This is a genomic window from Acetobacter sp. P1H12_c (assembly GCF_018811975.1).
GTDB classification, from domain to species: domain Bacteria; phylum Pseudomonadota; class Alphaproteobacteria; order Acetobacterales; family Acetobacteraceae; genus Acetobacter; species Acetobacter persici.
On the sequence record NZ_JACRVR010000027.1, the window covers coordinates 1 to 17625 of the forward strand.

Consider the following 17625-nt stretch of genomic DNA (forward strand, 5'->3'; position numbering starts at 1 on the left):
GGCGGCCCCTGTGCGGGGGCGCTGGGTTTCTGCCTGCTGGCGGCGGGGAAAGTTGCTGGCGATGGTCGCCAGTTCCATGAAGTTATCGGCCTGACGGCGCAGATCATCCCCGATCAGCGGCGGGGAAGAGCGCATGGAGGACACAACGGACACGCGGGTGCCCTGACGCTGCACGGCTTCCACCACGCGGCGGAAATCTGAATCGCCGGTAAAGAGAATGGCGTGATCAATATGCGGGGCCATCTCCATCATATCCACGGCAATCTCGATTTCCATGTTGCCTTTAACGCGGCGTTTTCCGGTGGAATCGGTAAATTCGCGTGCAGGTTTGGTGACGAGAAAATAACCGTTATAGGAGAGCCAGTCTGTCAGCGGCTTGAGGGGAGAATAATCTTCCGTATCCAGAATGGCGGCGTAATAATAAGCGCGAATGATGTGCGTTTTAGAGGTAAAGAAATCCAGCAGCTTTTTATAATCGACGTCAAAACCCAGACCGCGAGAGGTGGAGTAGAGACTTGAGCCATCAATGAAGAGGCAGGTTCTCTCTTCTTTTTTGAGATTCATTTGGATTTTTTCCTCTAAATAATACAGTGATACGTTTTGAATGTAGGTTAAAAATCTATCGCATTCAGGGATTTAAGGCTAAGCCTGCGCGGATTATACCGGTGTTCAGAAAAAAAGATACATTCACATGGCAAATATATCAGGTCTGACAAAAACTCCGGACGAGGCAAATACCGTCCTTATCGCGATAGGGGCAAATCTGCCTTATGCGGGGCAGGCGGCGCTGCAAACATGCCATCGGGTTGTGGCCGCATTGCGGCAGGTGCCCGGATTAACCGTCGAGGCGGTTTCCCACTGGTATGAAAGTGCTCCTGTGCCACCGTCAGGTCAACCTCCTTATATTAATGGTCTGGTCAGGGGGGTGGCCAGCATTGAGCCTGAGGCTCTGCTAAAGGCGCTTCAGACCATAGAAACGCAGTTCGGGCGGGAACGTTCCATCCCGAATGCGGCCCGCACGATTGATCTGGACCTGATCAGCTTTGGGGCACGGTGTCAGACTGACCCGTCTCTGACCCTCCCGCACCCCCGCGCGCAGGAGCGGGCTTTTGTGCTGCTGCCCCTGCGGGATGTGGCGCCGGACTGGGTGCATCCTGAAAGCGGAAAAACGCTGGCGGACCTCCTGCCGGGCGTTGCAGATCAGGAAATCCGGCGGATTCAGGAATGATTCAGGAATAAGGACTTCCTAGGGGTGGGGGGATGCGTTACAATGGTCCTTCTGAATTTTTTTGCTGAATTGTGTGGAGGCTCTTCGTAATGGCACGCGTCACTGTCGAAGACTGCGTTGAGAAAGTCCCGAACCGCTTTGAGCTGGTGCTGTACGCAGCCCAGCGCGCCCGTAATATCTCACGCGGTGAAGAGCTTACCATTGACCGGGATAATGACAAGAATCCGGTTGTCGCCCTGCGCGAAATTGCGGATGAAACTGTCAAACTGCCGGATCTGCGCAATGATCTGATCCGCTCTCAGGCGCGCGAGCCCGAGCCCGAGCCTGTGGATGAAGAAGTGCAGGATCTGGTTCCCACGGAACAGAATATCTTTGGTCTGCAGGAAGTCTCCCCGGAAGAGGAAGCTTCTGATGATGCCGGTGCGATTGAAGCCGCTCTCAGCGGGCGCGCACGGCGGTAAGAGCGTGTGACGCAGGCGGGGAGCGATAACAGAACCGGAATTCTGGTGCCTGAGGCAGGTGCTTCGGCTGGTTCTGCGCTCCTGCCTGGTGTGACGGGAGAAACTGCTCCCGTGCCGGTTGCCCCGGAACCGTCCGGGCGAGGCGATGTGACCTGTGACCGGCTGGTTAATATTGTGCGCGGCTACGCGCCCAATGCTGACCTTGAGAGTATCCGCCGCGCTTTTGAGGTGGCGAAAAAGGCTCATGAGAGCCAGCTCCGCGATAATGGTGACCCGTACATAACGCACCCGCTGGCGGTGGCGATGATTCTGGCTGGCTTCCGGCTGGATGTTCCGTCCATCGTCACCGCCCTGCTGCATGATACGATTGAAGATACCGGCGTTACGCAGGAGGAACTGCGGGCGCAGTTCGGCGCGACGGTGGCCGATCTGGTGGATGGCGTCACCAAGCTGACGCGGCTGGAACTCCAGTCCGACCGGACCAAACAGGCCGAAAATTTCCGCAAGCTTGTGCTGGCAATGTCCAAGGACATTCGCGTTCTGCTGGTCAAACTGGCAGACCGCCTGCACAACATGCGCACGCTACATTTTGTGGAGCGTGTGGACCGCCGCCAGCGCATTGCGCGGGAAACGCTCGATATCTATGCCCCCCTTGCCGAACGTATCGGTATGGACCGGGTCAAGACCGAGTTGCAGAACCTCTCCTTTGCGCAGCTTGAGCCGGAAGCAGATGCCACCATCCGCGCCCGCCTGAACTATCTGCGCGGGCAGGGTGCGGATGTGATTGAAGAGGTGCGGCGGGAACTGCTGCGCCTGTGTGAAGAGGCCGGGCTGAAAAACGTCCATGTCTCCGGGCGGGAAAAATCGCCATATTCCATCTGGGAGAAAATGCAGCGCCGGAACGTGGCGTTCGAGCAGTTGTCTGACATCATGGCCTTCCGCGTGGTGGTGGACACGCGCGAGGATTGTTACATGGCGCTCGGGGCTGTGCATGCGGCCTATCCCGTCATCGCCGGGCGTTTTAAGGACTATATTTCCACCCCCAAGGCCAACGGATATCAGAGCCTGCATACCGGGGTGACGCTGCGCTCCCCGCGGAACCAGAAGATTGAAGTGCAGATCCGTACCGAGGCGATGCATGACATTGCCGAAAACGGTGTGGCGGCGCACTGGGCCTACAAGGAAGGTGATGCCGGGAGCGAAGGCGGTATTACCGGCTTCCGTCGTCCCCGCTGGGTGCAGGATCTGCTGGAAATTCTGGAAGCGTCCTCCGCGCCGGATGAGTTTCTGGAAAACACCAAACTTGAACTCTATCAGGATCAGGTTTTCTGCTTCTCCCCCAAAGGCCAGCTTATTTCCCTGCCACGCGGGGCGACGGCGGTTGATTTTGCCTATGCCGTGCATAGTCAGATTGGGGATTCCTGCGTAGGCGCCAAGATCAACGGTCGCCTGATGCCGCTGCGGCATGAGTTGCAGAACGGGGATCAGGTCGAGATCATGACCGCGCGTGGCGGCGCGCCGTCTCCCTCGTGGGAACGGTTTGTCGTCACCGGCAAGGCGCGCGCGCGCATCCGCCGTTATGTCGCGGCCCAGCAGCGCCAGACCTATCTGGATAGCGGGCGCGCGGCACTGGCCAAGGCCTTCCGTCAGGAAGGGGTCGATGGTTCCGAAAAGGTTATTGAAACGACCCTCAAGGCGCTGAAGCAGAGTTCGCTTCAGGACCTGTATGTTGCTGTGGGCAACAATAATCTCGGGGCGCGGGATGTTGTGCATGCTGCTTATCCGGAACTGCGTCGCGCCACGCGGGCACCGCGTATGGTGGCGGGACTGCCGGGTGTTCTGGGTACGGCCGGGCCGCGCCCGCGGGCGACCAGTGGTGCCGGGAGCGGCCGGTCTGGTGGGGCTATTCCGCTGGTGGGGCTTGGCCCCGGCGTGGCCGTGCATTTTGCCGCCTGTTGCCATGCTCTGCCGGGGGACCGGATTGTGGGTGTGGTGGCAACCGGCAAAGGTGTGACCATTCACACCCGCACCTGCCCGACGCTGGAAAGTTTTGCCGCAACCCCCGAGCGTTTTCTGGATGTGGACTGGGATTATGACGCTATGGCCCGCTCCGGCAGCGGAGAACTGCGGGTGGGGCGCGTGACCATTGTGGCGGAAAATGAATCCGCCGTGCTGGCTGCGATTACCAACACCGTGTCCAAAGCGGATGCGTCTGTGGTTAATCTGAAAATTGTACACCGGCAGCTCGACTTCATGGAAATCCTTGTGGATGTGGAAGTGCGGGATCTGCGCCATCTGTCCTCGGTTATTGCGGCCCTCCGGGCGGCGCAGGGGATTTCTCAGGCGGACAGGGCACGGGCATGAGTGTCATTGCCGCCGGGATTGACCTGTGTGACATGCGCCGGATTGAGCGCGTGATTGAACAGTTTGGCGACCGCTTCCTCCAGCGTGTTTTTACGGCGACGGAGCGGGCGCGGGCGGACCGGAGGCACGGGCAGGCGCGGATTGGCGCCTATGCAAAACGCTGGGCCGCCAAGGAGGCCTGCGCCAAGGCGCTGGGCACAGGGTTTGCGCAGGGTGTGGCGCAAAGCCAGATCGGGGTGGAAAACCTGCCTTCTGGCCAGCCGACACTGGTGCTGACAGGTGCAGCCCTGCTCCGGTTGCAGCAGATCATGCCAGCCGGGCAGGTGCCGCATCTGGTGCTGAGCATGACGGATGAACATCCGTACGCGTTTGCCGAGGTCCTGATCTTGGGGCGTCCGGCTTGACATCGGGCAGGGGGCGCGGCTTGATCCCGCCGGTTTTTCTTTTCTTTCCTAATGACGCAGACAGGCGGTGCAGGACATGACCAACCCGAACCAGACTCCCACGGTATCAGGCGCAGGGGAGCCGGCAACACTCGGGCAGCTCGTGCTGGATTATGCCAGAACCATCATCGGGGTGGTGCTGGCGGTTACGCTGTTCCGCACCTTTCTGTTTGAAAGCTTTGTCATTCCGTCCGGCTCCATGATCCCGACCCTTCAGGTGGGGGATTACATCATGGTGTCCAAATACAGCTATGGGTATTCCCGTTTCTCCTTCCCGTTTTCGCCCAACCTGTTTCAGGGGCGGATCTGGGGCGCTGAGCCGCACAGGGGTGATGTGGCTGTGTTCCGTTTTACCAAAGATACCTCGGTTGATTACGTCAAACGGATTATCGGTCTGCCGGGTGACCATATCCGGGTGACGGAAGGGCATCTGTATCTGAATAATGAGCTGGTGCCCTGCCTTGCCCCGCACCCATACACGGCGATGGATGAATCCCGCGTGCCGATGGAAGGGGAGGCCTGCGAGGAGCAGCTTCCCGCCAGCGGCGGCAAAGGCGTTGTGGCGCATCAGGTGCTGAAGCTGATGGATGACGGCGCACAGAACAACACGCCGGATTACGTTGTGCCGCCGGGCTATTTCTTCGCCATGGGTGATAACCGGGATGATAGCGCGGATAGCCGCTTTATGGGTGATGGCCCGAAAGACCTTGGTTTTGTGCCCATGGAAAATCTGGTGGGCCATGCCGGGCGCGTGTTCTTCTCGGTAGAGTCCGCGCATCCGTTCTGGCAGGTCTGGTACTGGCCGGTGGAAATTCGCTGGGCCCGGATTTTCCGGAGCATCACGTGAAACGCCCTGCTGTTTTTGCCGGAGAAGCCTCTGCCGTCACCGCTTTGCAGGATCGGCTGGGCTATCAGTTTCGCAATCCGGCCCTGTTGCATGAGGCTCTGACCCATCGGTCCGCCGCGCACCAGAATGCTGGTGGCCGCCGCCGCCCGCAAAAGGCGCGTGGCATGGGCTCCAATGAACGTCTGGAATTTATCGGGGACCGCGTTCTGGGGTTGCTGATGGCGGAATGGCTGTTGGAACGCTATCCGGCAGAGCAGGAAGGGGCGCTCGGTTCCCGTCTGGCGCATCTGGTCTCCCGCGCCACGCTGGCTGAAATTGCCGAGCGGATTGATCTGCCCGCCAGTCTGGCGGTCGCCACGCATGAGGCCCGCGTGGGGGTGCAGAGCACCGCCAATGTGGTGGCCGATGCGCTGGAAGCCGTGCTGGGCGCGGTTTTTCTGGATGGAGGGCTGGACCCGGCCCGCGCCATTGTGCGCAAAGCCTGGAAGCCGATGCTGGATGCGCAGGCCCGCCCGCCCAAGGACCCGAAAACGGCCTTGCAGGAATGGGTTCTGGGGCGCGGGCAAAGCCTGCCGGTTTATGAGACAATCGGGGCCGATGGCCCCTCCCACGCGCCCTTGTTTGTGGTGCAGGTGACCGCTGGTGGCCGGAGTGGAGAAGGGCGGGCTGGTAACAAGCGCGCCGCCGAGAGTGCCGCGGCAGCGGATCTGCTTGAACAACTTGGAGGCCCGGATCATGGGTGAGACGACGCGCTGCGGCTTTGCAGCACTGGTGGGGGCGCCAAACGCCGGGAAATCCACGCTGCTGAACAAAATGGCGGGGGCTAAACTCTCCATTGTCAGCCCGAAGGCGCAGACAACCCGTGCCCGCGTGCTGGGGATTCTGATGCGCGGCTCCACGCAGATTCTGCTGGTGGATACGCCCGGCATTTTCCAGCCGCGCCGGATGCTGGACCGGGCGATGGTCGCTGCGGCATGGAGCGGTGCGGAAGATGCAGATATCACGCTGCTGCTGGTCGATGCTCGCTCTGGCCTGACGGACGCCGTTAACAGCATTATCGAGCGTCTGGCCAGCACAGGCCGCAAAGTCTGGCTGGTGCTGAACAAGACGGACCTTATCTCCCCCGAGCGCCTGCTGCCGCTGACGCAGGAGATTACGCAGAAGCTGGCGGTGGAGCACGTCTTTATGGTCAGTGCCCGCTCCGGCAGCGGTGTGGAGGATCTGCTGGACCGTCTGGCCGCAAGCCTGCCGGAAGGCCCGTATCTCTATCCGGAAGATGATCTGACGGACCTGCCCGACCGTCTGCTGGCGGCGGAACTGGTGCGGGAGCAGATTTTTCTGCAAACGCATGAGGAAGTGCCGTACGGCGCCACGGTTGAGACGGAAAGCTATAAAGAGCGCCCGGACGGTTCCGTGCGGATTGATGCCACCATTTATGTTGGCCGCGCCGGACATAAGGCGATTCTGATCGGGGAGCGGGGGCAGAAAATCCGCCAGATTGGTGAGCGCGCCCGTAAGCAGCTTTCCGGTCTTCTGGAACGGCCCTGCCACCTGTTCCTGAATGTCAAGGAGCGGTCCGGCTGGGATGAAGAGCGCGCCCGTCTGCGGGCCATTGGTCTGGATGATGTGCCATAAGGCGGCTCTGGCCGCTTGTAGCCGCGCGTCATGAAGGATAAGAGAAGGGCGACTTGTCCCGCCCCCTGTCTGGAGGCGGGGCCTTTTTCAGACGATCTGCGTGATTGAGGGCCAATGACTGCTTCCACTGGCGAGATGCCACCCCGTAAACGCGTATTGCTCAAAGTTTCCGGTGAGGCCCTGATGGGGTCAGGCGCTTATGGCGTCGATCAGCAGACGGTTGAGCGTATTGCCGCTGATGTTGCCGAGGTTGTGCGCAGCGGGTGGGAAGTCTGCCTTGTTGTGGGCGGTGGCAATATCTTCCGCGGTCTGGCCGCGGCGGCCAAGGGGATGGACCGCGCGCAGGGTGATTATGCCGGGATGCTGGCAACCGTGATCAACGCCCTGCTGTTGCAGAACGCGCTGGAAGGGCAGGACCTGCCGACGCGGGTGATGTCCGCCATCGGTATGTCCGCCATTGCTGAACCCTATATCCGCCGCCGCGCTGTGCGGCATATGGAAAAAGGCCGCGTGGTGATTTTTGCCGCAGGCACAGGCAACCCCTTCTTCACCACCGATACGGCCGCCGCCCTGCGCGCTGCGGAAATGGAATGTGACGTGCTGCTGAAAGGCACGCAGGTGGACGGCGTTTATTCGGCTGACCCCAAGCATGACCCGTCTGCCGTGCGGTATGAAGAGCTGACCTATATGGATGTGCTCTCCAACCAGCTCAGCGTGATGGATGCCGCCGCCATCAGTCTGGCGCGCGAAAATCGTCTGCCGATTATTGTGTTCAATATTGGTGAGCCGGGGTCCTTCCCGCGCGTGATGCGTGGAGAAGGCCCGTTTACGCGGATTATTGAAACCGCGTAAACCGAACGGAATGCCTTGTCCGGCGCGTTCTGCCGCCGGATATTAGTGTTAAGAGTGATGAGGCGGGCCTGCGGGTCCGTCCGGGAAACGGGAGAAAGACCGTGTCTGATCTGAATGCCCTTCTGGATGACCTGACGCGCCGCATGGATGGCGCGCTGGAAAGCCTGCGCCGTGACTTTGCGGGCCTGCGTTCTGGCCGCGCCAGCCCGGCTCTGCTGGAGCCGGTGCGCGTGGAAGCTTATGGTGGTGAAGTGCCGCTGACGCAGGTTGGCTCCATTGCCGTGCCGGAAGCCCGCATGATTACCGTGCAGGTGTGGGACCGCGTGCTGGTCGGGGCTGTTGAACGCGCTATTCGTGACGCAGGGCTGGGCCTGAACCCGGCTTCTGACGGCCAGCTGATCCGCGTGCCGATCCCGCAGCTGACGGAAGAACGCCGCCATGAACTGGCAAAGGCCGCTGCCCGCTATGCTGAAGGTGCCAAGATTGCTGCCCGTGGCGTGCGGCGTGACGGCATGGATAAAGCCAAGGCGTTTGAGAAAAAGAGTGAGATCAGTCAGGATGACGTCAAGACCTGGTCTGACGCTATCCAGAAGCTCACGGACCAGTATGTGAAAAAAATTGACGACATGCTGGCTGACAAAGATCGCGAGATTAAGCAGGTCTGACGCGCGTGGCGTCGGGATTCCTCTCTCTGGCCCGTGGTGGTGAAGCCGTGCCGACAAAATCATCCGGGACTGTAGACAGGAAATCTGTCGTCCCCGCGCATGTTGCCATTATTATGGATGGCAACGGCCGCTGGGCGCTGGAGAGAGGTCTGCCGCGTCTGGCCGGGCACAAAGCGGGGGCGGAAGCGGTTTCACGCTGCCTGCGTGCCGCGATCAATCGTGGTGTAAAATATCTCACGCTCTATGCGTTTTCTTCAGAAAACTGGTCACGCGAGCCTGCTGAGGTCGCGGATCTGACCAGCCTTCTGCGGTATTATCTGCGGCATAAAGTGGCGGAACTGCACCGGGAAGATGTGCGTATCCGCTTTATCGGGGATCTGGCGCGGTTTGACGTCAGCCTGCGGGAAGAACTGGCGCGTGCGGAATCCCTTACACGGGATAACGGGCGGCTTACCCTGCTTCTGGCGCTCTCCTATGGCGGGCGTGGCGATATTGTGCAGGCTGCCCGGCGGCTTGCGCAGTCTGTGCAGCAAGGTGACCTCAAGCCCGAACAGATTGATGAAACCCTGTTTGCGGACAAGCTGTGGACCGCTGGCGTGCCAGACCCGGATGTGGTGGTGCGGACCAGCGGGGAGTTCCGGCTGTCCAACTTCCTGCTGTGGCAGAGTGCTTACGCGGAACTCGTTTTTCTCGATATTTTCTGGCCCGACTTTAATGAAGGGCATTTTGCGACCGTGCTGGAGGCCTATGCCCGCCGGGAGCGCCGGTTTGGCGCGAGGCCCTCTGCGTCATGAGCCAGCCTGATGCTTCTGCGTGGAGAGACCTGCGCACGCGCCTGATGTCCGCCTGCGTGCTGGTTCTGGTGGCCGGGCTGTGCATCGGCATGGGTGGCATCCTTTATGATCTTCTCATTCTGGGCGTGATGGGCGGCATGGCGGCGGAAGCGGCTCTGCTGTTCAGGCTTTCCCCCCGATCATGGCGGGGCATCGTGTATGTGCTGTGGGCCATCGGGGCCGGGCTGGCGGCGGTTACGGGCCGGTGGGAGGCCTTTCCGGTTTTCTGCCTTTCTTCCATCATATTCGGGGCGCAGTTATGCGCGGTGATGTGCGTGATTGTGCTGGCGGGCACGGCTCTCGTCTGGCTGCGGCTGGAAAGCGTATGGCCGGTGCTGTTTGTGGTGGCAGTTGTGGTGGCGAGTGACACCACGGCGTACCTGACCGGCAGGCTGATGGGTGGCCCCAAACTGGCACCGCGTATTTCCCCCGGCAAAACATGGTCAGGCTCGGCGGGTGGTCTGGTGGGCGCTGTGGTGTGCGGCTGCGTGATCGCGGCTCTTTCCGGGCAGGGCGGTGTGGCAACCGCTGCGTTCTGGGGCGCGGTGCTGGGTGTTGTGGCGCAGGCGGGTGATCTGGCGGAAAGTGCCATGAAGCGCGCGCTGGGTGTCAAGGATTCCGGCACGCTGTTGCCGGGGCACGGCGGGTTGCTGGACCGGTTTGATGGTCTTGTCGTCGCCGCACCGGCTGCGGCTCTGATCTCATTATGTGTGGCGGCTCCGGCTCCGTTCTGGACGGCAGGGGCACACGCTGTTTTCGCTTTTCTGGCAGGAAAAATGCCGGGGTGAGTCTCAACAGGCGGCAGGCTTTTATCAGGCCATGCCGCCTTTGTCTGGTTTGGAAGAGGGCGCATGAGAACCGTTACCGTTCTGGGAAGCACAGGCAGCATTGGCTGCTCAACCGTGGATCTGCTGGAGCAGGCGCGTGACCAGTTCCGGGTGCGGGCGCTGGTAGGCGGCAGCAACGCCGCCAAACTGGCGGAGCAGGCAAAAAGCCTGAAGGCCGAACTGGCTGTTGTGGCCGATGAAAAGGCGTTTGAAGAACTGCGCACGCTTCTGGCTGGCAGCGGCACCGAGGTTGCCTGCGGCCGTGCGGCTGTGATTGCCGCTGCTGGCTTGCCAGCAGACTGGACAATGGCGGCTATCACCGGGGCCGCCGGGCTGGAGCCGACGCTGGCGGCTGTCAAAAACGGCAAATCCATTGCGCTGGCCAACAAGGAAGCTCTGGTGTGCGCCGGGGATGTCATGCTCCGTGCTGTAGCGGATGCCGGAGCCACGCTGCTGCCGGTAGATTCCGAGCATAACGCCATTGCGCAGGCTATGGCGGACAAGCAGGCGGATCAGGTTGCCAAAATCATCCTCACGGCGTCCGGCGGCCCGTTCCGCAAAGCGTCTCTGGAGGAGATGGAAGCCGCGACCCCGGCACAGGCGCTCAAGCACCCGACATGGAGCATGGGGGCAAAAATCAGCATTGATTCCGCAACCATGTTCAATAAAGGGCTGGAAGTGATTGAGGCCGCCCGCATTTTCGGCCTGACGGAAGACCGCATTGATGTGCTGGTACACCCGCAGTCTGTGGTGCATGGGCTGGTCCAATATACGGATGGCAGCCTGATTGCGCAGATGGGGTCTGCGGATATGCGGATCCCCATTGCACATACGCTGGCCTGGCCGAAGCGCATGGCAACGACCTCCAGCCATCTGGATCTCGCGGCCTTTGCCACGCTCGAATTCAGCGCGCCGGACATGGTGCGTTTCCCGGCGCTGCGTCTGGCGCGGGAAGCCCTGCGGAGCGGCGGCGCTGCCCCGGCCATTCTGTCCGCGGCTAATGAAATTGCGGTTGAAGCGTTCCTGAAGGAACAGATCGGCTTTCTGGACATTGCCCGTGTGGTTGAGCAGACCATGACGGCGCTCGGCGCACCCCCGGCGGATACGCTGGAGGCCGTGCTGCACTGGGATGCCGAGGCCCGTAAAGCGGCCCGCAGCCATACTCTTGCCCTGGCGGCTTGAGAAAACAGCTCTCTGAGCCGATATCCGGATAATCATGATACACGAATACCTGCGTACCCTTATCTCCTTTGCCTTTGTGCTCGGCGTGCTCGTGACCATTCATGAGCTTGGGCATTATCTGGCCGCGCGCTGGCGGGGGGTGCATGTGGAAGTGTTCTCTCTGGGGTTTGGCCCGGCCCTGTTCCGCTGGCATGACCGCAGCGGCACGGAATGGCGCGTCTGCCCTATCCCTCTGGGGGGCTATGTTCGCCCGCACGGGTTTGAAGACCCGGAGGACGCAACGGAAGAGCAGAAAGCTGCGTGGATTCCGGGGCGGACCTTCCATGATAAATCCGTCTGGTCACGGGCGATCGTGATTGTCGCGGGGCCGGTGTTTAACTTCCTGCTGGCGATTGTGCTGTTTACCATCATTTTTGCCTCGGTCGGCCAGCCGACGGTGCGCAATGAGATTGCGTCCGTCGTGCCCGGCGGGGCCGCCGCGACGGCAGGCGTGCAGCCCGGTGACGTGATCCGCAGAATCGGCACGCATGACGTCACGGACGTTCAGGATGTGCAGACGACCGTCACGGGGGAAGCCGGGGCTAAAACCACCCTCACGGTGCGCCGCGCGGGGCAGGACGTGGACCTGCCGGTGACAATCGGAACCGCAGCGGAGTCGTCCTCAGCGCAGCCGCATGGCCAGCTTGGCGTGATGTTTGCAACCGAGGCCGGCAAGCCGCTTTCCGTGCCGTCTGCCGTTGTGGCTGGCGTCAGGGCGACGTGGACCACATCCGTCCAGACACTGGACGGCGTGTGGCAAATTCTCACCGGCCGTCATACAGCCAAGGATCTGGGCGGCCCGCTCAAGATCGCGCAGCTCTCGGGGCAGGTGGCGCAGTATGGTTTTGCCAGCCTGCTTTCGTTCATGGCTTTGCTTTCTGTTAATCTGGGTCTAATAAATCTGTTCCCGGTGCCGCTTCTTGATGGCGGACGTCTGGTTTTTTATGCCATAGAGGCAGTAAGAGGGCGTCCGGTTTCAAAGCGTATTCAGGAAATCAGTTTTCAGGCTGGTTTCGCGCTTCTGGCTGGCCTGTTCTTGTTTTCGACGTTTAATGATCTGTCTGGTTTCGGATTGTTTAAGTGGATTGCATCGCTCGTAAGCTGAATTACAGTCGGGCTGGAACGGAAGAACTTGCGTGACACGGGTTATATCGGATACGTCCCCCTGCGGGCGACAGAACAACAGGGGAAGGTCTCCTGAGATGGGAACGACCCGGATGGAGGATGGCAAATCTTGACGGGTAAGCGTTCAGCCCTTTTTGTTTCTGTCTGCGTGCTGCCTTTCTTTCTGACGGAAGGAAAGGTCGCGCGCGCTGCGGCTGCGGATGATGGCGCACAGGCGCCTGCCTCCGTCTCTGCGCGGCAGGCCAGACTCTCGGCATCCACCTCTGCTCTGTCGGGACATTCCGGTGGGGTGATTGAAGATATTACGGTCTCCGGGAATACCCGTATCGAGACCAATACCGTGCTGTCCTACATGGTGGTGCGGCCGGGAGATTCGTTCAGTCAGGAAGACCTGAACCGCTCCCTGAAAACGCTTTACGCCACGGGTCTGTTCAAGGATGTCTCCATGCGGCGTGAGGGGGGGATCCTCCATGTGCGTCTGGTGGAAAACCCGATCGTCAACCGCATTGTGTTTGAAGGCAACCACGCCGCGAAGGATGAAGACCTGCGGAAGGTTATCGCCCTGCGTCCGCGTGCTGTGTATTCAGCAGAAACAACGGCGGATGACCGGCAGAAGATTCTGGACGTCTACGCCCAGAAGGCCCGTTACGCCGCTGTGGTGACGCCCCAGATTGTCCGTCTGGCGCATAACCGTGTGGACGTTGTCTTCCAGATCAATGAAGGTCCGCAGACGCTGATCCGCAAGATCAGCTTTGTCGGCAACAAAGCCTATTCGGAAGCGCGTCTGGCCGGGGTGGTCTCCTCCAAGGAAACCGCATGGTACCGGTTCTTCTCCTCTTCTGATGAGTACAACCCGGACCGTCTGAAATATGATGCCGAGTTGCTGCGCCGTTTCTATCTGGCCAATGGCTATGTTGATTTTGACGTCAAGAACGCTACGGGTGAACTCTCTCCGGACCGCAAATCCTTCTACGTGACCTTCACGATGAATGAGGGTATTCGCTACCGTCTGGGGAAGGTGGATATCCGGTCCAGCCTGCGCCATGTTCCGGCAAAGTCCCTGCGTAAATATGTCGAGCTGTTTGCCCATCAGTGGTACGACGGTAAGGCCGTGCAGGATAACGCGACGGATATGGAGGAAATTCTTCAGGCACAGGGCCATCCGTTTGCGATGGTGCGCCCGGAAATTGCCCGTAACCCGGAAAAGCATACCGTCAACCTGCTGTTTGATGTGAGCGAAGGCCCGCGCCGGTATATTGAGCGGATTGACGTGAACGGAAACACCGTCACGCAGGATAACGTGATCCGTCGCCAGTTGCCGTTTGCGGAGGGTGACCCGTACACTCCCAGCTACAAGAAATATGCCAAGCAAAGTCTGGAAGATCTCGGATTTTTCAAAAGCGTTTCGCTGGATGAAAATCAGGGGTCTGCGCAGGACCGTACCAACGTGTCTGTCAACGTGACGGAAAAGCCGACGGGTGAATTCTCGCTGGGTGGCGGGTACTCAACCGACGTTGGCGTGCTGGGCAATATCGGCCTGAAGCAGCATAACCTGCTCGGCTCAGGTGTGGATGCCGGTCTGTCCGGTACCATGTCTATGTGGCAGAAGCAGGCGGATTTCTCCGTGACTGATCCGGCCTTCCTGAGCCGCAACATGGTGGCGGGGATTGACCTGTTCGGGATTGAGAACAAATACCAGACCTATCAGAACTATTCAGAAAGCCGTTACGGTCTCACCCTGCGTATGGGGTATGCCTATAACCGCTATCTGTCCCAGTCCTGGAGCTACACCCTGATGCGCCGTAACGTCGGCAATACATGGGATGAATCTTCATGGTATGTTCTGGACAATAAAGGGGCAACCACGCTCTCCCAGCTCAGCACCAATCTTGTCTATGATACGCGCGACAATCACATGGTGCCGCATAGCGGCTATATGGTGTCTGTCGGGGGTGATTTTGCTGGTATCGGCGGGAACTCGCGGTATGTCCGTGGCAAGGTGAATGGCGCGTACTATATTCCGCTGGATGACCTGACCAACAGTCATGAATGGACGGTCGCGCTGCGGGCTGGCATGGGCTACATGACCGACTGGGGCGACGGCAAGAAAAGCATCATTGATAACTTCTATCTGGGCGGTAACAATCTGCGAGGCTTCCTCGACGGTGGTGCCGGGCCGCGAAGCATCGGTTATTACGGGCATGCCTCGGAAGATCTGATTGGTGGCCGCTTTATGTATACGGCGTCTGCCCAGCTGAACTTTCCCATCCCGTTCCTGTCTGACATGGGCGTGAAGGGGCGTGCATTTGTTGACTCCGGGAGCGTCGCCGGCTTGCGCGTCCAGCGGAATATTATCAATCCTTACACAAATAAGCAGGACGTAAGCGGTAACACCTTGCGGCCGCGTGTCAGTGCCGGTGCGGGTTTCTCATGGAAAAGCCCCTTCGGTCTGCTGAATATCGATCTGGGCGTGCCCGTTATGCGTAGCCATAATGACCGCACGCAGCTCCTTCGCTTTGGCTTCGGCCAGCAATTCTGAGGTAATGATGCCTAACTTTAACAGAACAGCCGCTCTTTCTGCGGCTCTCCTGTCAATTTCCGTTGCGCTGGCTCCGTCCGCCATGGCTCAGAACGCGGGCGGCGGCTGGTTTGTGCCCAAAGCGGCTCAGCAGCCTGCTCCTCCGGCGGCACATACCCAGCATCGGGCACCGTCTCCTGTCCAGTTGCCAGCACCTCCGGCTGATAGCAGCGAAGCAGACCAGCAGCAGACCCCGCCGGTCCTGCCGCTGCCGCCCATTCCGTCCATGCAGGATCTGCCGAAGGGTGTCGCTCCGCCGCCGACCGTTATTGGCGTGATCAGCGTGTCCGGTGTCATGCGTCAGTCTACCGCTGCCATGCAGGTGGAGCGTACTCTGGGTGGCCGCCGTGATGCGCTGGCGCAGGACCTGCAGAAAGAGCAGGCAGGCTGGCGGAATGAGCAGCAGAACCTGCAGGCTCAGGCGAAAACCATGACGTCTGACCAGATTCAGAACCGGGAACGCAGCCTGCAGAACCGCGTGATGAAGGCGCAGCACGACTTCCGCAACCGCAACCGGATCATTCAGGAAGCGGCGCAGGTGTCTCTGGGTCAGATCGAGCGTGAGCTGGTTCAGGTCATTCAGAAAGTGGCGGCAGCCCATGGCATGAATCTGGTGCTGCATAGCGAACAGATTGCCCTGCATGTTGACGGGCAGGACATTACGAACGAAGTGGCCAAGCAGCTCAACAGCGTGCTGCCGTCCGTGTTTATTCCGGATGCTAATGTAGACCCGGAAGAGCTGGCAAAATCCGGCAAGATGCCGACCACGGCAGATGCGGATCAGGATGCCCCGGCAACGGGTCCGGCTCCTGCTGTCGCTCCTGCGGCTCCGGCCGCCGCTCCGGCTGCGCATAAGTAAGGATGGCCAGCACGCAGGCGTCTTCCGGGCCAGCCGACCCCCGGTTTTTTACACGGTCTGGTCCGTTTGACGGGCAGGCTCTGGCTGATGCAGCCGGAGCCACGCTGGTTCCGCCGCGTGAAGGCGGATTTCCCGAGGCTGGCTACGCTGGCATTGCCCCGCTTCAGGTCGCGGGGCCGGGGGATGTCAGTTTTCTTGATAATCGCCGCTACGCGCCTCTGCTGGAAGGCACAAAAGCCGGTCTGGTGATTGTGGCTCCGGCGTTTGCGGATAAGGTTCCGGCGCATTCCGCCGCGCTGGTGTCCGCAACGCCGTATCTGGCATGGTCCCGCGTTGCGCGGCTGTTTCACCCCAAAGCTCCCGCGCAGCCGGGTATTCACCCCCTCGCAGTGGTTGATGCCAGTGCCGTGGTGGACCCGTCAGCTGAAATCGGCCCGTTTGTGGTGATTGGCGCACGGGCTGACATTGGCCCCCGCTGCATCATCAATTCTCACTGTGTGGTGGGTGAGGGCGTGGTGCTGGGTGCGGATTGCCGCATTGGCTGCCATGTCACCCTGTCTCACGCAACACTGGGTGAGCGTGTGATTATTCTGCCGGGTGCGCGCATCGGGCAGGATGGCTTCGGGTTTGCCGTGGGGCCGAACGGGTTTGAAACCGTGCCGCAGCTTGGGCAGGTGGTGCTGGAACATGATGTTGAGATCGGGGCAAACACCACGATTGATCGCGGTTCCGTTAATGATACCGTGATTGGTGCGGGCTCACGGCTCGACAATCTGGTTCAGATCGGCCACAACGCCCGGCTTGGGCGGTGTTGCATTGTGGTGTCTCAGGCCGGGATTTCCGGCTCCACGGTGCTGGAAGACTATGTGACTGTCGCAGCGCAGGCAGGCCTTATCGGGCATATCCGTATTGGGGCCAAGGCGCGTATTGGAGCACAGTGCGGCGTGATGTCCGATGTGGAGGGCGGCGCTGATGTGATTGGCAGTCCGGCCATGCCGTTCCGGGAGTTTTTCCGGAATGTTGCGGTGTTGCGCAAGCTGTCCAAAAAAGCGTCTGGACCGGCAGAAGGCGGTTCGGGCAAGGGTTGAACAGGTACCGGGCGCTGTCCGGCTGAAAAAGGTGGTCCAGGGGACGTGGAGACGAAACAAGAATCGCAGCAGGACGTTCAGACAATCGATGCGATTGACGTCACGCGCATTATGCAGGCGATTCCGCACAGATATCCTTTCCTTCTTATCGACCGGATGGTGGATATCAGACTGGGGGAAGAGGCAACCGGCATTAAGAATGTCTCGGTCAACGAGCCGTTCTTCCCCGGTCATTTCCCTGTGCGGCCCGTTATGCCCGGTGTTCTGATTGTAGAAGCCATGGCGCAGACAGCAGCAACGCTGGTGGTGCTGACGCTTGGCAAGGCTTTTGAGGGCAAGGTTGTCTATTTCATGACAATCGAAAACGCCAAGTTCCGCAGACCTGTGGAGCCGGGTGACCAGTTGCGCATCCATGTTGTGAAGGAACGCCACCGCGCCAATGTGTGGAAGTTCCGTGGCGTTGCCAAAGTGGATGGGGTTTCCGTCGCGGAAGCAACATTCAGCGCCATGATCATGGGTTGAGTCCCGCATTATTTTTAAGATAAGTGTTACAAAATATCCTGATCTGCCCGGAAAACGCCTGTTTTCTGAGGCAGATA

The 17625-nt window shown here is 60.1% G+C and carries 18 protein-coding genes; 17 read left to right on the forward strand and 1 reads right to left on the reverse strand.

Translation table 11 applies throughout. From position 1 onward, the window contains the following. The coding region (locus tag KP699_RS12020; RefSeq protein WP_215762797.1) for an NYN domain-containing protein at nt 1-564 on the reverse strand (564 nt) is incomplete at its 3' end. A 127-nt stretch (nt 565-691) separates the two neighbouring features. Here KP699_RS12020 and folK point away from each other — a divergent pair. The 17 genes from folK (at nt 692) to fabZ (ending at nt 17548) form a co-directional block, all read left to right on the forward strand. After that, nucleotides 692-1228 carry a 2-amino-4-hydroxy-6-hydroxymethyldihydropteridine diphosphokinase gene (gene folK / locus KP699_RS12025; RefSeq protein ID WP_215762798.1) on the forward strand — a complete coding sequence of 179 codons (537 nt, stop codon included), beginning with the start codon at nt 692-694 and terminating at the stop codon, nt 1226-1228. Between the two features lie 89 nt (nt 1229-1317). Further along, nucleotides 1318-1689 carry a DNA-directed RNA polymerase subunit omega gene (gene rpoZ, locus KP699_RS12030; RefSeq protein ID WP_025829482.1) on the forward strand — a complete coding sequence of 124 codons (372 nt, stop codon included), beginning with the start codon at nt 1318-1320 and terminating at the stop codon, nt 1687-1689. Nucleotides 1690-1728: 39 nt separating this feature from the next. Beyond that, nucleotides 1729-4053 carry a bifunctional (p)ppGpp synthetase/guanosine-3',5'-bis(diphosphate) 3'-pyrophosphohydrolase gene (locus KP699_RS12035; protein WP_370684597.1) on the forward strand — a complete coding sequence of 775 codons (2325 nt, stop codon included), beginning with the start codon at nt 1729-1731 and terminating at the stop codon, nt 4051-4053. Further along, nucleotides 4050-4457, forward strand: coding sequence for a holo-ACP synthase (gene acpS, locus KP699_RS12040; protein WP_215762799.1), 408 nt, complete (start codon nt 4050-4052; stop codon nt 4455-4457). Before KP699_RS12035 ends, acpS begins: the two co-directional genes overlap by 4 nt. A 76-nt stretch (nt 4458-4533) precedes the next feature. Beyond that, nucleotides 4534-5343, forward strand: coding sequence for a signal peptidase I (gene lepB, locus KP699_RS12045; protein ID WP_077930312.1), 810 nt, complete (start codon nt 4534-4536; stop codon nt 5341-5343). Next, nucleotides 5340-6086, forward strand: a complete 747-nt coding sequence (gene rnc, locus KP699_RS12050; protein WP_212356177.1) for a ribonuclease III — start codon at nt 5340-5342, stop codon at nt 6084-6086. Before lepB ends, rnc begins: the two co-directional genes overlap by 4 nt. Next, entirely contained in the window at nt 6076-6978 is a 903-nt protein-coding gene (gene era, locus KP699_RS12055) for a GTPase Era (RefSeq protein ID WP_215762815.1), read from the forward strand. Before rnc ends, era begins: the two co-directional genes overlap by 11 nt. A 114-nt stretch (nt 6979-7092) precedes the next feature. Then, on the forward strand, nt 7093-7830 hold the full coding sequence (pyrH, locus tag KP699_RS12060) for a UMP kinase (RefSeq protein WP_025828795.1): 738 nt from the start codon (nt 7093-7095) through the stop codon (nt 7828-7830). Between the two features lie 143 nt (nt 7831-7973). Next, nucleotides 7974-8495 (forward strand): ribosome recycling factor, encoded by a 522-nt coding sequence (frr, locus tag KP699_RS12065; RefSeq protein WP_212356201.1) that lies wholly within the window; start codon nt 7974-7976, stop codon nt 8493-8495. A 47-nt stretch (nt 8496-8542) separates the two neighbouring features. Beyond that, a complete protein-coding gene (gene uppS / locus KP699_RS12070) occupies nt 8543-9289 on the forward strand; it encodes a polyprenyl diphosphate synthase (RefSeq protein ID WP_215762816.1) in 747 nt (248 codons plus the stop codon). Next, nucleotides 9286-10116, forward strand: a complete 831-nt coding sequence (locus KP699_RS12075) for a phosphatidate cytidylyltransferase (protein WP_215762800.1) — start codon at nt 9286-9288, stop codon at nt 10114-10116. Before uppS ends, KP699_RS12075 begins: the two co-directional genes overlap by 4 nt. A gap of 63 nt (nt 10117-10179) precedes the next feature. Then, on the forward strand, nt 10180-11337 hold the full coding sequence (dxr, locus tag KP699_RS12080) for a 1-deoxy-D-xylulose-5-phosphate reductoisomerase (RefSeq protein WP_077930307.1): 1158 nt from the start codon (nt 10180-10182) through the stop codon (nt 11335-11337). A gap of 31 nt (nt 11338-11368) precedes the next feature. After that, nucleotides 11369-12481, forward strand: a complete 1113-nt coding sequence (gene rseP / locus KP699_RS12085; protein ID WP_208864136.1) for an RIP metalloprotease RseP — start codon at nt 11369-11371, stop codon at nt 12479-12481. 129 nt (nt 12482-12610) lie between these two features. Beyond that, a complete protein-coding gene (bamA, locus tag KP699_RS12090; RefSeq protein WP_086655744.1) occupies nt 12611-15040 on the forward strand; it encodes an outer membrane protein assembly factor BamA in 2430 nt (809 codons plus the stop codon). Nucleotides 15041-15044: 4 nt separating this feature from the next. Next, a complete protein-coding gene (locus KP699_RS12095; protein WP_077930305.1) occupies nt 15045-15938 on the forward strand; it encodes an OmpH family outer membrane protein in 894 nt (297 codons plus the stop codon). A 2-nt stretch (nt 15939-15940) separates the two neighbouring features. Next, nucleotides 15941-17026 carry a UDP-3-O-(3-hydroxymyristoyl)glucosamine N-acyltransferase gene (lpxD, locus tag KP699_RS12100; protein ID WP_025828784.1) on the forward strand — a complete coding sequence of 362 codons (1086 nt, stop codon included), beginning with the start codon at nt 15941-15943 and terminating at the stop codon, nt 17024-17026. A gap of 84 nt (nt 17027-17110) precedes the next feature. Further along, complete coding sequence (gene fabZ, locus KP699_RS12105; RefSeq protein ID WP_306297667.1) at nt 17111-17548, forward strand: 3-hydroxyacyl-ACP dehydratase FabZ; 438 nt, start codon at nt 17111-17113, stop codon at nt 17546-17548. The last annotated feature ends 77 nt before the right edge of the window (nt 17549-17625 follow it).

What these genes read in the sequence shown, in the direction of transcription:
- folK (WP_215762798.1), top strand. Translation starts at nt 692, where the DNA reads ATGGCAAATATATCAGGTCTGACAAAAACTCCGGACGAGGCAAATACC.
- rpoZ (WP_025829482.1), top strand. Translation starts at nt 1,318, where the DNA reads ATGGCACGCGTCACTGTCGAAGACTGCGTTGAGAAAGTCCCGAACCGC.
- acpS (WP_215762799.1), top strand. Translation starts at nt 4,050, where the DNA reads ATGAGTGTCATTGCCGCCGGGATTGACCTGTGTGACATGCGCCGGATT.
- lepB (WP_077930312.1), top strand. Translation starts at nt 4,534, where the DNA reads ATGACCAACCCGAACCAGACTCCCACGGTATCAGGCGCAGGGGAGCCG.
- pyrH (WP_025828795.1), top strand. Translation starts at nt 7,093, where the DNA reads ATGACTGCTTCCACTGGCGAGATGCCACCCCGTAAACGCGTATTGCTC.
- frr (WP_212356201.1), top strand. Translation starts at nt 7,974, where the DNA reads ATGGATGGCGCGCTGGAAAGCCTGCGCCGTGACTTTGCGGGCCTGCGT.
- KP699_RS12075 (WP_215762800.1), top strand. Translation starts at nt 9,286, where the DNA reads ATGAGCCAGCCTGATGCTTCTGCGTGGAGAGACCTGCGCACGCGCCTG.
- dxr (WP_077930307.1), top strand. Translation starts at nt 10,180, where the DNA reads ATGAGAACCGTTACCGTTCTGGGAAGCACAGGCAGCATTGGCTGCTCA.
- KP699_RS12095 (WP_077930305.1), top strand. Translation starts at nt 15,045, where the DNA reads ATGATGCCTAACTTTAACAGAACAGCCGCTCTTTCTGCGGCTCTCCTG.
- lpxD (WP_025828784.1), top strand. Translation starts at nt 15,941, where the DNA reads ATGGCCAGCACGCAGGCGTCTTCCGGGCCAGCCGACCCCCGGTTTTTT.